Source organism: Streptomyces sp. R35, from assembly GCF_041053035.1.
GTDB classification, from domain to species: Bacteria; Actinomycetota; Actinomycetes; order Streptomycetales; family Streptomycetaceae; genus Streptomyces; species Streptomyces lutosisoli.
Genome location: NZ_CP163440.1, coordinates 8,022,279 through 8,035,131, shown reverse-complemented (window position 1 = coordinate 8,035,131; position 12,853 = coordinate 8,022,279). Strand labels below are relative to the sequence as shown.

Below are 12,853 nucleotides of genomic sequence, written 5' to 3'. Positions count from 1 at the left end.
CCAGCGGAAGGGGCCGGGGCGGGGGTGTCCGCCCGCAGCGGCTGGCCGTCAACACCGGCTCCTTCAAAACGCAACCGATTCCGCGCCAGACCGAGGACGGATACCCCCGCCCCGGCCGCCCCGACCCACCACCCACCGCACGCGAAATGAGCCCGCCGGCCGCGTTCCCGCAGGTCAGACGGATTGTCAGTGGCCGGGTGCAGGATGGACGCATGGTCAGCTCCGCACACCGAGCCCTCGACGGCTTCTCCCCCGCGACCCGCGGCTGGTTCACGGGGGCCTTCTCCGCGCCCACCGCGGCCCAGGCCGGGGCATGGGCGGCCATCGGCGAGGGCTCGGACGTGCTCGTGGTCGCCCCGACCGGCTCCGGCAAGACCCTGGCCGCGTTCCTCGCCGCGCTCGACCAGCTGGCCTCGACCCCACCGCCGGCGGACCCCAAGAAGCGCTGCCGCGTGCTGTACGTATCACCGCTCAAGGCCCTCGCGGTCGACGTGGAGCGGAATCTGCGCAGCCCACTGACCGGCATCCGACAGGAAGCCGTGCGGCTCGGGCAGCCCGAACCCGAGGTGAAGGTCGGCATCCGTTCCGGCGACACCCCGCCCGCAGAGCGCCGCGCGCTGGCCACACGCCCGCCGGACATTCTGATCACGACCCCCGAGTCACTGTTCCTGATGCTGACATCGGCCACGCGCGACGCGTTGACGGGCATCGAGACCGTGATCCTGGACGAGGTGCACGCGGTCGCGGGCACCAAGCGCGGCGCCCATCTCGCGCTCACCCTGGAGCGCCTCGACGAGCTGCTGCCCAAGCCCGCCCGCCGCATCGGCCTCTCCGCGACGGTCCGTCCGGTGGACGAGGTCGCGCGTTATCTCTCGCCCCAGCGCAAGGTGGAGATCGTCCAGCCGCCGTCCGGCAAGGAGTTCGACCTCTCCGTGGTCGTCCCGGTGGAGGACCTGGGCGAGTTGGGCGGCTCCCCGGTCGCCGATGGCAAGGAGGGCGCCGAGAAGCCCTCCATCTGGCCGCATGTCGAGGAGCGGATCACCGACCTCGTCCAGTCCCACCGCTCGACGATCGTGTTCGCCAACTCCCGCCGTCTGGCGGAGCGCCTCTGCAACCGGCTCAACGAGATCGCGTACGAGAGGGCGACCGGCGAGCCCCTTGAGGAGGCTCACGCCCCGGCCCAGCTGATGGGCGGCTCGGGCGCGGCGCAGGGAGCTCCGCCCGTCATCGCCCGCGCCCACCACGGCTCCGTCTCCAAGGAGCAGCGGGCGCTGGTCGAGGAGGACCTGAAGGCGGGCCGCCTGCCCGCAGTGGTCGCCACCTCCAGCCTCGAACTGGGCATCGACATGGGAGCGGTGGACCTCGTCATCCAGGTCGAGTCACCGCCGTCCGTGGCCTCCGGTCTCCAGCGCGTGGGGCGCGCGGGTCACCAGGTGGGCGCGGTCTCCACCGGCGTCGTCTTCCCCAAGTACCGCGGCGACCTCGTCCAGGCCGCGGTGGTCACCGAGCGGATGCGCACGGGCTCCATCGAGTCCCTCCGGGTGCCCGCCAATCCCCTGGACGTGCTGGCCCAGCAGCTCGTCGCCATGACCGCGCTCGACACCTGGCAGGTCGACGACCTGCTCGCCACGGTCCGCCGGGCGGCCCCCTTCGCCTCGCTCCCGGAGTCGGCGTTCACCGCCGTGCTCGACATGCTCGCGGGCCGCTATCCGTCCGACGCCTTCGCGGAGCTCAGGCCCCGCGTGGTGTGGGACCGCGTCGCCGGTACGGTCACCGGGCGCCCCGGCGCGCAGCGCCTCGCCGTCACCTCAGGTGGCACCATCCCCGACCGCGGGCTCTTCGGGGTCTTCCTCGCGGGAGCCGACCCCAAGAAGGGCGGCGGCCGGGTCGGCGAGCTCGACGAGGAGATGGTCTACGAGTCCCGTGTGGGCGACGTCTTCACGCTCGGTACCAGCTCCTGGCGCATCGAGGACATCACCCGCGACCGCGTTCTGGTCTCCCCGGCACCCGGTGTCCCGGGCAGGCTGCCGTTCTGGAAGGGCGACCAGCTCGGCCGCCCGCTCGAACTGGGCCGCGCGGTCGGCGCGTTCCTCCGCGAGGTCGGCTCACTCCCCAAGGACGACGCCCGGCTCCGACTTCTCGCCGCGGGCCTGGACGCCTGGGCAGCCGACAACGTGCTCTCGTACCTCGCCGAACAGCGCGAGGCATGCGGGCACATCCCGGACGACCGGACCATCGTCGTCGAGCGCTTCCGCGACGAGCTGGGCGACTGGCGAGTCGTCGTGCATTCCCCCTTCGGCGCCCAGGTCCACGCCCCCTGGGCCCTCGCTCTGGGCGCCAAGCTCTCCGAGCGGTACGGCATGGACGCCCAGGTGATGCACGCCGACGACGGCATCGTGCTGCGGCTGCCCGACGCCGACATCATGGGCCTCGACCTCCTCGACCAGGCACCCATGAAGGCGGGTACGGAGTACGACGCGGAGCAGGCGCCGGTCGGCGCGGCGGACGTCGCCTTCGACAAGGGTGAGGTCAACCAGATCGTCACCGACCAGGTCGGCAGTTCCGCGCTCTTCGCGTCCCGCTTCCGCGAGTGCGCCGCCCGCGCGCTGCTGCTGCCGCGCCGTAACCCCGGCAAGCGCACCCCGCTGTGGCAGCAGCGCCAGCGTGCCGCCCAACTCCTCCAGGTGGCCAGCGAGTTCGGCTCGTTCCCGATCGTCCTGGAGGCGGTCCGTGAATGCCTCCAGGACGTCTTCGACGTCCCCGGACTCACGGAACTGATGGGCGACATCGAGTCCCGCAAGGTGCGGCTCGTCGAAGTCACCACGCCCGAACCTTCCCCCTTCGCCCGCTCCCTCCTCTTCGGATACGTCGCCCAGTTCCTGTACGAGGGTGACTCACCGCTCGCCGAGCGGCGCGCCGCCGCCCTGTCGCTGGACTCGCGGCTGCTGGCCGAGCTCCTGGGTCAGGCCGAGCTGCGCGAGCTCCTCGACGCCGATGTCCTGGCCGAGCTGGAGCGGGAGCTCCAGTGGCTCACGGAGGACCGTCGCGCCAAGGACGCCGAAAGTGTCGCCGACCTGCTGCGTCTGCTGGGCCCGCTCACCGACGCCGAGCTCGCCGAGCGGGGCGCCGAGCCGCAGTGGGCCCAGGAGTTGGCCGCCGCCCGCCGCGCCATCCGGGTCCGCGTCGCCGGGGCCGACCACTGGGCGGCGATCGAGGACGCCGGCCGACTGCGCGACGCACTCGGTACGGCGCTGCCCGTCGGCGTTCCGGAGGCCTTCACCGAGCCGGTCAAGGACCCGCTCGGCGACCTCCTCGCCCGGTACGCACGCACCCACGGCCCGTTCACCTCGACGACGGCCGCCGCCCGCTTCGGTCTCGGTCCGGCCGTCACGGACGGGGCGCTGCAGCGACTCGCCGCGAGCGGCCGTGTCGTACAAGGGGAGTTCCATCCGGCGGGTATCGGCCAGGAGTGGTGCGACGCGACGGTGCTCCGCCGGCTGCGGCGCCGTTCGCTCGCGGCCCTGCGCCACGAGCTGGAGCCGGTGCCGCCCGCCGCGCTCGCGCAGTTCCTGCCGCAGTGGCAGCACGTGGGCAGCGGGCACGGGCTGCGCGGAATCGACGGACTGGTGCGCGCCATCGAGCAGTTGCAGGGCGCGTCCGTGCCCGCGTCCGCGCTGGAGAAACTCGTCCTGCCCTCCCGGGTCGCCGGGTACGCCCCCGCGATGCTCGACGAGCTCACGGCCGCAGGAGAGGTGGTCTGGGCGGGGGCAGGGTCGCTGCCGGGCAAGGACGGCTGGGTCTCGCTGTATCTGGCGGACGCGGCGCCGCTACTCCTGCCGGCCCCGCACCCCCTGGAGCCGACCGCGCTCCACCAGTCGATCCTGGACGCCCTCTCCGGGGGCTACGGCCTCTTCTTCCGCCAGATCGCCGACCAAGTGCGCGCCACCACGCATCCCGACGCCACCGATCCCCAACTGGCCGACGCCGTCTGGGACCTGGCCTGGTCAGGACGGCTCACGAACGACACGCTCGCGCCGATGCGCTCCCTCCTGGGCTCGGGACGCACCGCCGGGTCCACGGCCCACCGCGCCAAGCGCTCGGTCCCGCGCGGACGCTACGGCTCCCTGACCGGCGCCGCGCGCCCCCAGTCCCGTACGGGCCCGCCGACCGTGGCGGGCCGCTGGTCGCTGCTGCCCGAGCGTGAGCCCGATCCGACGGTGCGCGCCCACGCCCTGGCCCGCACCCTGCTCGACCGGCACGGCGTGGTGACCCGGGGCGCCGTCGCCGCGGAGGGCGTCGAGGGCGGCTTCTCGGCGGTGTACCGCATCCTGTCCGCATTCGAGGACAGCGGCCAGGCACGCCGCGGCTATGTGGTCGAAGGTCTCGGCGCCGCCCAGTTCGCGATGGACGGCGCGGTGGACCGGCTGCGCGCGGCGGCGAACGCGCGGGACCGGGGCGAAGCCCTGTCCGACCCGAACCCCCCGGACGGTTTCCCGGGCGCCTACGGATTCCCTGGCGACCGAACCCCCACGAACCCTGCCGGCTTCCCCGGCGACCGCGCCTCGGCGCACACCTCAGGTTTCCCCGGCGGCCAAGCCCCCAAGGACACCTTCGGCTACGCACCCGACCTCGACCCGGCGAACACCTCCGGCGTCCCGGACGGTTCCGCCTTGCCTGACGACTCCGGTTTCCCCGACGGTTCCGCGTACCCGGACGCCTCCGGCTTCCCGGACGAACCCGGCTTCACCGACGACCACAGCTTCTCGGCCGACTCGGCCATCTCGGCCTTCCCGGCCCGCTCCACCCACCCCAACGCCTCCACCCACCCTCACATCGCCGCCTACCCCAACACCCCAGCCTTCTCGAACAGTCGCTCCCGCCCCCGCTCAAGCTCGTCAGCCGTTGTCCTGGCCGCCGCCGACCCCGCCAACGCCTACGGCGCGGCCCTTCCCTGGCCCGAGCCCCCGACCGACGCCGGGCACAAGCCGGGCCGAAAGGCGGGCTCCTTGGTCGTGCTCGTCGACGGCGAGCTGACCCTGTACATGGAGCGCGGCGGCAAGACCCTGCTGGCCTGGCCCGCCGACCCGGACAGCTCGGTCGCCGAGGACGCGCGGCTGCACACCGCCGCCGAGACCCTCGCCGCAGCGGCCCGCGCGGGCTCCCTCGGCACGGTCACGGTGGAGCGCGTCAACGGCGCCTCCGCGCTGACCTCCCCCTTCGGCACCCTCCTGGAAGGAGCAGGCTTCATCGCGACCCCCCGCGGACTGCGCCTCCGCGCCTGAGTCCCGTACAGACGCCCCGCGCACCCTGCACCCCGCAGACCCCACCTCGACGCCCCCGACAACACCCCGACCCATGCCACGCCCCACCCATGCCACCCTGGATCCATGCCCGAAGGAGACACCGTCTGGCAGGCCGCGAGGCGGCTGCACATCGCCCTCGCGGGCAAGGTGCTGACCCGCTCCGACCTGAGGGTGCCCAAGTACGCCACAGCCGACCTCACCGGTCGCACCGTCCTGGATGTCACCCCGCGCGGCAAGCACCTCCTCGCCCGGATCGAGGGCGGAGTGACCCTGCACTCACATCTGCGGATGGACGGCTCATGGAAGGTGTACGCGAACGGCCAGCGCTGGAGCGGCGGCCCCACGCATCAGATCCGGGCCATCCTGGGCACCGCGGACCGCACGGCCGTCGGGTACCGCCTCCCCGTACTGGAGCTGCTCCGCACCACCGACGAAGGCCGAGCGGTCGGCCATCTCGGTCCCGACCTCCTGGGCCCGGACTGGAACCCGGACAAGGCTCTGGAGAACCTCCTGCGCGACCCGGCCCGCCCGCTCGGCGAGGCCTTGCTCGACCAGCGCAATCTCGCCGGCATCGGCAACGTCTACAAGAGCGAGCTGTGCTTCCTCCTGGGGGTCACTCCCTGGCTCCCCATCGGCGATGTCCCGGCCGACCGCGCCGCCCAGCTGCCCGCCCTCGCCAAGAGGCTCCTCAAGGTCAACCGCGACCGGCCCGCCCGCAGCACCACGGGCCGCCGCGACCAGAACCTCTTCGTGTACGGCCGGACACCCCGCCCCTGCCTGCGCTGCCGCACCCCGATCCGTTCGGCGAACCAGGGCGACGGTGCCCGTGAGCGCCCCACCTACTGGTGTCCGACGTGCCAGACGGGGCCCACGCCATCGCCGGGCGCCGCCCAACCCCGTACGGGTCCCCGACGTACGACTAATTGACGATCCGTCAGAAACCCTCGTACCGTCCTTTCATGCCCCTCACGGCGTACGACCTCACCGGACGCACCGCATTCGTCACCGGCGCCGCCAGCGGCATCGGCCGCGCCTCCGCCGTCCTGCTCGCTGAGGCGGGAGCCACCGTCCACTGCGCGGACCGCGACGCGCAGGGCCTGCACGAGACGGCCACCCTGATCAAGAGTCAGGGCGGTACCGCCCACACCCACCCGCTCGACGTCAGCGACCGTGCCCAGCTCCAGCAGGCCGTCGCATCCTGCGAACGCCTCGACGTCATGGCGGCGGTCGCCGGGATCATGCACAGCAGCCCGGTCCTGGAGACCCGGGACGAGGACCTCGACCGGGTGCTGAGCATCAACTTCAAGGGCGTGCTGTACGCCTGCCAGGAAGCCGCCCGCCTCATGATCGCGAAGGGCGTCCGCGGCAGCATCATCACCATGGCGTCAGGTGCCATAGACACCGGTGGCCCCGGCCTGCTCTGCTACGGCGCGGCGAAGGCGGCCGTCGTGCAGCTGACGAAGACCCTGGCGACCGAGATCGGCCCGCACGGCATCCGTGTCAACGCGGTCGCGCCCGGCTGGATCCGTACGCCGATGACCGACCGTCACGGGGAGGCGCAGGCACAGACAGAGGCGTTCATGGCGCGGCTTTCACCGTTGGGCCGGGTCGGCGAACCGGAGGACATCGCCCACGCCGTACTACACCTGGCCTCGGACGCCTCGACGTTCACCACAGGCCAGATCCTCCGCCCCAACGGCGGCGTCGCGATGCCCTGGTAGCCCCCTTCACCCGCGCACTACCGCTCCCACCGGCACACGCCGGCGCCCGCACACACCCACGCGCCCCCCTTCAGTCCTTGCACGCCCCCGGCACCCGGACACGCCCCCTGTCACACCCGAGGGGGCGCCTTCCCCTCCCCGAGCGCCCCACCCTCCAGCGCTCCACTTCCGCACACCCGCCTCGCCACACGCCCCCAACCCCTGAAGCGCGCCCCCACTCCCTAGCGCACGCCCCGCGCACGCCCCACACCAGTACCCCGCCGCCGCGACCACGCCTCCTGCCAGGACTCCCGCCACCGATCCGACCCCACGGCGCCCACCGCCCGGGCCTTCGGTACGCAGTGCACCGGCAGCAGGCTCAGCCCCCATCCCCCGGCAGCGACCGCCCCCTCCAGCACCCCGGCGTCTGGCACCAGCGCGAGCCGCAGCACGCTCCACCACCACACCGCACCGAGCGCCAGTGCAGCCCCCCAGCGCACTATTCGCCCCGCCATGGTGCCCACCTCCAGCCCGACGCTAGACCGCCGCTCTCACTCCCCGGCAGGGCGCACCAACGGCACACGGGCGCACCTAGGGCAGCACCAGCGGGCGGTCACCCGTTCTCCGCCTGGAACATCCAGTGATGCTTCTCCAGGTCGGCCGTGATCCCGATGAGGATGTCCTGGCTCACCGGATCCGCGTCCCCGGTCGCCGCCACCCGCTCGCGCATCCGTGTGATCACCGCGCCCAGCGCGTCCACGAGTGTCTTCACGGCATCGGTGTCCTTGACCCAGCCCTCGGGCGTCGGGCCGATGCCGCTGCTGACGGCCACGGTCGCGGCCCGGCCGTCCGGCGGGACACCCAGCGTCGAGGCGCGTTCCGCCACGGTGTCGGAGTGCAGTCGTGCGGTGTCCACGACCTCGTCGAGCTGGAGATGGATGGAGCGGAAGCGCGGTCCCACCACGTTCCAGTGGACCTGCTTGGCCACAAGGGAGAGGTCCAGCAGGTCGACCAGGGCACCCTGCAGTGCCTCGGCCACGGTCTTCAGGTCCGCGTCGGACAACGGGCTCTTCACGACATACATCCGCATCCTCCGATAACGACGACTACGACGATCGATCACAACGCCTGCAACGCCTGCAACGCCTGCAACGATCACGATGATCAAGGCGCACAACCGGCGTCCGTCCACCGGTCGGCCCCCGCCGCACCCCTCCACCATGGCCGCCACACCGGATACCGGCAAATGGACGCATAGAGGACACCCGTACAACGCAAAAACCCCGGCCGCACTCCTCCAGGTCTCCCTGGAGAAGCCCCGGCCGGGGCTTCTAACGAGCATCTTCAGCTCATGAGCGCGAACTCGTGAGCGTCAGGCGGCGACGACGTCGACCGCCTCGGTAGGCGCCTTGATCGTGACCCGTTCCGGTGGCACACCGGTCACCGACACGGAATTGAGCATCGGGCGACGCACCGGTGCGGGCACCGGTTCGGTGGCCGCAGCCGACTGTGCCAGCTCCGCGAGGGCGAGCTCGTCGCTCACTTCCCGCATGAGCTCGGACATCCGTACGTCCAGCGCGTCGCAGATCGCGGAGAGCAGCTCGGAGGATGCCTCCTTCTGCCCCCGCTCCACCTCGGAGAGATAGCCGAGTGAAACTCGGGCGGACGAGGAGACTTCGCGCAGAGTACGGCCCTGGCGCTGGCGCTGCCGACGCAGCACGTCACCCAGCAGGCGACGGAGCAGAATCATCGGTGGCTCCCTCCTCGGACCGCGTAGCCGCATCCTTCACGCCCCACCGTACCGCCTTGCGCCGCGGCCGTGCGGGGAGCGATGTCGTGTTCACTCAGGGCTGCAAACATCAAAACCCCCCGTTCTGTTCCGTATCCTGTGCCCGCTCATTCCCGGTCTGTTCGCCCGCAAGCTCCTTCAGGAGCAGTGCGAGTACGCTCCGTACACTCTCCATACGGATTTCCGCCCGATCGCCGTTCAACCGCAGCGGTATCACTTTCCCGCCACCAGCAGCATGAAAAGATGCTTCGGACGGCCCGTCGACGGCCACGAAAACCGTGCCGACCGGGTGTCCGTCCTGGGGATCGGGACCGGCGACGCCCGTGGTCGCGATCCCCCAGTCGGCACCGAGCGCCTTGCGCACACCCACCGCCATCTGGGCCGCGACCTGCGGATCCACCGCGCCGCGCTCGGCCAGCAGAGTGGCGTCGACGCCCAGCAGCTCGTGCTTGAGTTCGGTGGCGTACGCGGTCACGGAACCCCGGAAGGCCTTGGAGGCACCCGGCGTCGCGGTGATCTCCGCCGCCACCAGACCGCCGGTGAGCGACTCGGCGACGGCGAGTGTCTCGCCCCTCACCGTGAGTAGTCGCAGCACTTCGGCGGCCGTGGAACTCACCGCTCCGCCTCCTCGGCGGCTGCCTGCCGCTCGGCGATTCCACGCCTGCGCAGCACAATGGCCTGTCTCACATAGTCGAGCCCGGTGACGACCGTCAGGACGACCGCCACGGCCATCACCCAGAACCTCAGGGTGGCCAGCGCCCCCGTCAGCGCCAGGATGTACATCCCGACCGCCGTGCCCTGGGCCAGCGTCTTCAGCTTGCCGCCGCGGCTCGCCGGGATGACCCCGTAACGGATCACCACGAAGCGCAGCAGGGTGATCCCGAGCTCACGCCCGAGGATCACTCCCGTCACCCACCACGGCAGATCGCCGAGCGAGGACAGACAGATCAGCGCCGCGCCCATGATCGCCTTGTCGGCGATGGGGTCGGCGATCTTCCCGAAGTCGGTGACCAGGTTGTACGTGCGCGCCAGATGGCCGTCGAAGATGTCGGTGATCATGGCGACGGCGAAGGCCGCCCAGGCCCACGCGCGCATGGCGGGGTCGTACCCGCCGTCGCCCAGCATCAGCGCCACGAAGCCCGGCACGAGGACGAGCCGGATCATGGTCAGGATGTTGGCGATGTTCCAGAGGCTGGCCTGATTGACGGCCGCAGCGCCCAGCTTCCCGGCCCGCGCCGGCTTCGAGCCCCCCGGAGCACCGGATGCGCCGGGAGCGCCCGCCGCACCTTTCGCGCTGGGGGAGCCGCCCGCCGCGGATGCCGGGACTCCGGTCATCTGCCCGCCTCCTCAGTACACGGGAGCGAGCCCAGGAGCGGCTCGGCCACCAGGTCGACACCTTCCGTGCCGACCACCTTGGCCTCGACGATACGGCCCACGGTGAGACCCTCGCTGCTCGTGAAGATCACCTGGCCGTCCGTCTCGGGCGCCTGGTGGGCGGCGCGGCCGATCGCGCCCTCCTCGTCGTCGATCGACTCGACGAGCACCTGCACGGTCTCGCCGACGCGCTCCTCGGCGCGCTGCGCGACCAGTTCCTCGGCGAGCCGGGACACGCGCGCGAGGCGCTCGTCGACCACGTCCTGGTCGAGCTTGTTCTCGTACGTCGCCGCCTCGGTGCCGTCCTCGTCGGAGTACCCGAAGACGCCGATCGCGTCGAGGCGCGCGCCCGTGAGGAACCGCTCCAGCTCAGCGAGGTCGGCCTCGGTCTCGCCGGGGAAGCCCACGATGAAGTTGGACCGCACACCGGCCTGCGGAGCCTTGGAGCGGATCGTGTCGAGCAGCTCCAGGAAGCGGTCGGTGTCGCCGAAGCGCCGCATCGAGCGCAGCACGTCGGGTGCGGAGTGCTGGAAAGACAGGTCGAAGTAGGGCGCGATGTCCGGCGTGGAGGTCAGGACGTCGATGAGTCCGGGGCGCATCTCGGCGGGCTGCAGGTAGCTGACCCGCACGCGCTCGATGCCGTCGATCTCGGCCAGCTCGGGCAGCAGGGTCTCCAGGAGGCGGATGTCGCCCAGGTCCTTGCCGTACGAGGTGTTGTTCTCGGAGACCAGCATGACCTCCTTGACGCCCTGCTCGGCGAGCCAGCGTGCCTCGTTCAGTACGTCGCTGGGGCGGCGCGAGATGAACGAGCCGCGGAAGGACGGAATGGCGCAGAAGGAGCAGCGCCGGTCGCAGCCGGAGGCGAGCTTCACCGAGGCGACCGGGGAGCCGTCCAGGCGGCGGCGCAGGGGCGCGCGGGGGCCGGACTCCGGGGCCACGCCCTCCGGGAGGTCCGTGGGGGCGCCGTGGCCGGGAAGGGCCACTTCCTCGCCGGCGCTCTGCCGCTCGGCCGGGCTGATCGGCAGCAGCTTGCGCCGGTCACGCGGGGTGTGGGAGGCGTGGATGCCGCCGTTCAGGATGGTCTGGAGGCGGTCGGAGATGTCGGCGTAGTCGTCGAAACCGAGCACGCCGTCGGCCTCGGGCAGCGCCTCGGCGAGCTCCTTGCCGTACCGCTCGGCCATGCAGCCCACCGCCACGACGGCCTGGGTTCTGCCATGCCCCTTGAGGTCATTGGCTTCGAGGAGGGCGTCGACGGAGTCCTTCTTGGCGGCCTCGACGAAGCCACAGGTGTTGACGACGGCGACGTCCGCTTCTTCGGCGTCCTCCACGAGTTGCCAGCCGTCCGCCTCCAAGCGGCCTGCGAGCTCCTCCGAGTCCACCTCGTTACGGGCGCAGCCAAGGGTGACGAGTGCGACGGTACGGCGTTCAGGCATGGGCTCAAGACTACTTCGTCCCACTGACAGCCCACGTCGACGGGGTTGGCCGATCTTGGCCAACCCCGTACCGGCATACCCCTTCGGACCGCTATTCGGCCTGGGGCCGTTGTCCGAGCTGGGGCCGTTACCCGACCTGGGGGTCGCCCTTCGTATACGTGAGGCGCTCGACAGCGCCGGGCTGGAAGTCGTCCTCGATCTTCTTGCCGTTCACGTACAGCTGGATCGCGCCGGCGTCACCGAGGATGAGGTTGATCTTCGAGCTGTCCTGGAAGGTCTTGGAGTCGCCCTTCTTGAGCAGCCCGTCGAAGAGCATCCGGCCGTTGTGGTCCTTGGCCGAGATCCAGCTGCGTCCGTCCGCGGCACTGACCTGCACGGTCACCTTGTCCTGCGGGGCGGCCGCGATCGCGCTGTCGGAGGGGTCCGGCTTCGGATCGGCGGGCTTGCTGGTCTCCGACTTGGGCGAGGCCGACGTACTGGTGGTCGGCGTGGACCCCTCGGCGACCTGCGTCTTCGTGTCGTCCCCGCCGCTGCCCTTGACCACGGTGAACCCGACGAAGCCGATCACCGCGACGATCGCGGCGACCATGGCGGCGGTCCAGTTCGGCCCGCGCCGCTCGGGGCGGATACGTTCCGCCTCGAAGAGCGGGGCGGCCGGCGTCGGCGCCGGCCGCCCGCCGTGGTCGGCGTCGTACCGGGCGAGCAGCGGGGCAGGATCGAGACGGACGGCGCGTGCCAGGGTCCGGATGTGACCGCGCGCGTAGACGTCGCCGCCGCAGGGGGCGAAGTCGTCCTGCTCGATGGCGTGGACGATGGCGATGCGGACCCGGGTGGCGTTGCTGACGTCGTCGACAGTCAGCCCGGCGTCGATGCGTGCCTGCCGCAGGGCACGGCCGATCGAGAACTGCTCGGCCTCGCGGTCGTCTTCGAACGGACGCTCGTCTTCGGGGGAGTTGCCGTCAGGGGAGTTGCCGATGGACACGGGGGCGCCTTTCGAGCGTGTAGCCACCTGTGCTGGAGGTTCAGTCTAGGGGGGGTACGAAAGGGTGGGGCAACCGGGCGGTGGGACTTTGTACGCCATCAGAATGGCCGGTCATCCTGATGCTGGGACATATGTGCGTCCCTTCGCTCAACTTGACGTATGCCGAAGGGAAACGGTTGCCCGCCGTTCCCTTACGGGTGAGTCACGTTCGAATATCAACGAACCGCCGCCGGCCGGCCCGCTCCATGGCCGTCCGCCGTGAACCCACCCGT

The 12,853-nt window shown here is 71.4% G+C and carries 10 protein-coding genes; 3 read left to right on the top strand and 7 right to left on the bottom strand.

Going from position 1 to position 12,853, the window contains the following annotated elements:
- Nucleotides 1-212: 212 nt before the first annotated feature.
- From AB5J50_RS36350 to AB5J50_RS36340, 3 genes are all read left to right on the top strand, one after another.
- Nucleotides 213-5,282 carry an ATP-dependent helicase gene (locus tag AB5J50_RS36350; protein ID WP_369262750.1) on the top strand — a complete coding sequence of 1,690 codons (5,070 nt, stop codon included), beginning with the start codon at nucleotides 213-215 and terminating at the stop codon, nucleotides 5,280-5,282.
- Between the two features lie 105 nt (nucleotides 5,283-5,387).
- A complete protein-coding gene (locus AB5J50_RS36345; protein ID WP_369262748.1) occupies nucleotides 5,388-6,230 on the top strand; it encodes an Fpg/Nei family DNA glycosylase in 843 nt (280 codons plus the stop codon).
- Between the two features lie 32 nt (nucleotides 6,231-6,262).
- Complete coding sequence (locus AB5J50_RS36340; protein ID WP_327432165.1) at nucleotides 6,263-7,024, top strand: SDR family NAD(P)-dependent oxidoreductase; 762 nt, start codon at nucleotides 6,263-6,265, stop codon at nucleotides 7,022-7,024.
- Nucleotides 7,025-7,245: 221 nt separating this feature from the next.
- On the opposite strand, the gene AB5J50_RS36335 is transcribed toward AB5J50_RS36340, so the two are convergent.
- The 7 genes from AB5J50_RS36335 to AB5J50_RS36305 all read right to left on the bottom strand — a co-directional run bounded on the left by AB5J50_RS36335 (nucleotide 7,246) and on the right by AB5J50_RS36305 (nucleotide 12,581).
- Complete coding sequence (locus tag AB5J50_RS36335) at nucleotides 7,246-7,518, bottom strand: hypothetical protein (protein WP_369262746.1); 273 nt, start codon at nucleotides 7,516-7,518, stop codon at nucleotides 7,246-7,248.
- 98 nt (nucleotides 7,519-7,616) lie between these two features.
- On the bottom strand, nucleotides 7,617-8,087 hold the full coding sequence (locus AB5J50_RS36330) for a DNA starvation/stationary phase protection protein (protein ID WP_327432163.1): 471 nt from the start codon (nucleotides 8,085-8,087) through the stop codon (nucleotides 7,617-7,619).
- 288 nt (nucleotides 8,088-8,375) lie between these two features.
- Entirely contained in the window at nucleotides 8,376-8,753 is a 378-nt protein-coding gene (locus AB5J50_RS36325) for a helix-turn-helix domain-containing protein (protein WP_028802355.1), read from the bottom strand.
- Nucleotides 8,754-8,862: 109 nt separating this feature from the next.
- Nucleotides 8,863-9,408, bottom strand: a complete 546-nt coding sequence (locus AB5J50_RS36320; protein ID WP_369262745.1) for a CinA family protein — start codon at nucleotides 9,406-9,408, stop codon at nucleotides 8,863-8,865.
- A complete protein-coding gene (pgsA, locus tag AB5J50_RS36315; protein ID WP_369262743.1) occupies nucleotides 9,405-10,127 on the bottom strand; it encodes a CDP-diacylglycerol--glycerol-3-phosphate 3-phosphatidyltransferase in 723 nt (240 codons plus the stop codon). Before pgsA ends, AB5J50_RS36320 begins: the two co-directional genes overlap by 4 nt.
- Nucleotides 10,124-11,599 carry a 30S ribosomal protein S12 methylthiotransferase RimO gene (rimO, locus tag AB5J50_RS36310; protein WP_327432160.1) on the bottom strand — a complete coding sequence of 492 codons (1,476 nt, stop codon included), beginning with the start codon at nucleotides 11,597-11,599 and terminating at the stop codon, nucleotides 10,124-10,126. Before rimO ends, pgsA begins: the two co-directional genes overlap by 4 nt.
- A gap of 127 nt (nucleotides 11,600-11,726) precedes the next feature.
- Nucleotides 11,727-12,581 (bottom strand): helix-turn-helix domain-containing protein, encoded by an 855-nt coding sequence (locus AB5J50_RS36305; RefSeq protein WP_369262742.1) that lies wholly within the window; start codon nucleotides 12,579-12,581, stop codon nucleotides 11,727-11,729.
- Nucleotides 12,582-12,853: the final 272 nt, after the last annotated feature.

Coding starts and splice junctions, on each gene's coding strand:
- pgsA (WP_369262743.1), bottom strand. CDS start 10,127: ATGACCGGAGTCCCGGCATCCGCGGCGGGCGGCTCCCCCAGCGCGAAA.
- AB5J50_RS36345 (WP_369262748.1), top strand. CDS start 5,388: ATGCCCGAAGGAGACACCGTCTGGCAGGCCGCGAGGCGGCTGCACATC.
- AB5J50_RS36335 (WP_369262746.1), bottom strand. CDS start 7,518: ATGGCGGGGCGAATAGTGCGCTGGGGGGCTGCACTGGCGCTCGGTGCG.
- AB5J50_RS36350 (WP_369262750.1), top strand. CDS start 213: ATGGTCAGCTCCGCACACCGAGCCCTCGACGGCTTCTCCCCCGCGACC.
- rimO (WP_327432160.1), bottom strand. CDS start 11,599: ATGCCTGAACGCCGTACCGTCGCACTCGTCACCCTTGGCTGCGCCCGT.
- AB5J50_RS36330 (WP_327432163.1), bottom strand. CDS start 8,087: ATGTATGTCGTGAAGAGCCCGTTGTCCGACGCGGACCTGAAGACCGTG.
- AB5J50_RS36340 (WP_327432165.1), top strand. CDS start 6,263: ATGCCCCTCACGGCGTACGACCTCACCGGACGCACCGCATTCGTCACC.
- AB5J50_RS36325 (WP_028802355.1), bottom strand. CDS start 8,753: ATGATTCTGCTCCGTCGCCTGCTGGGTGACGTGCTGCGTCGGCAGCGC.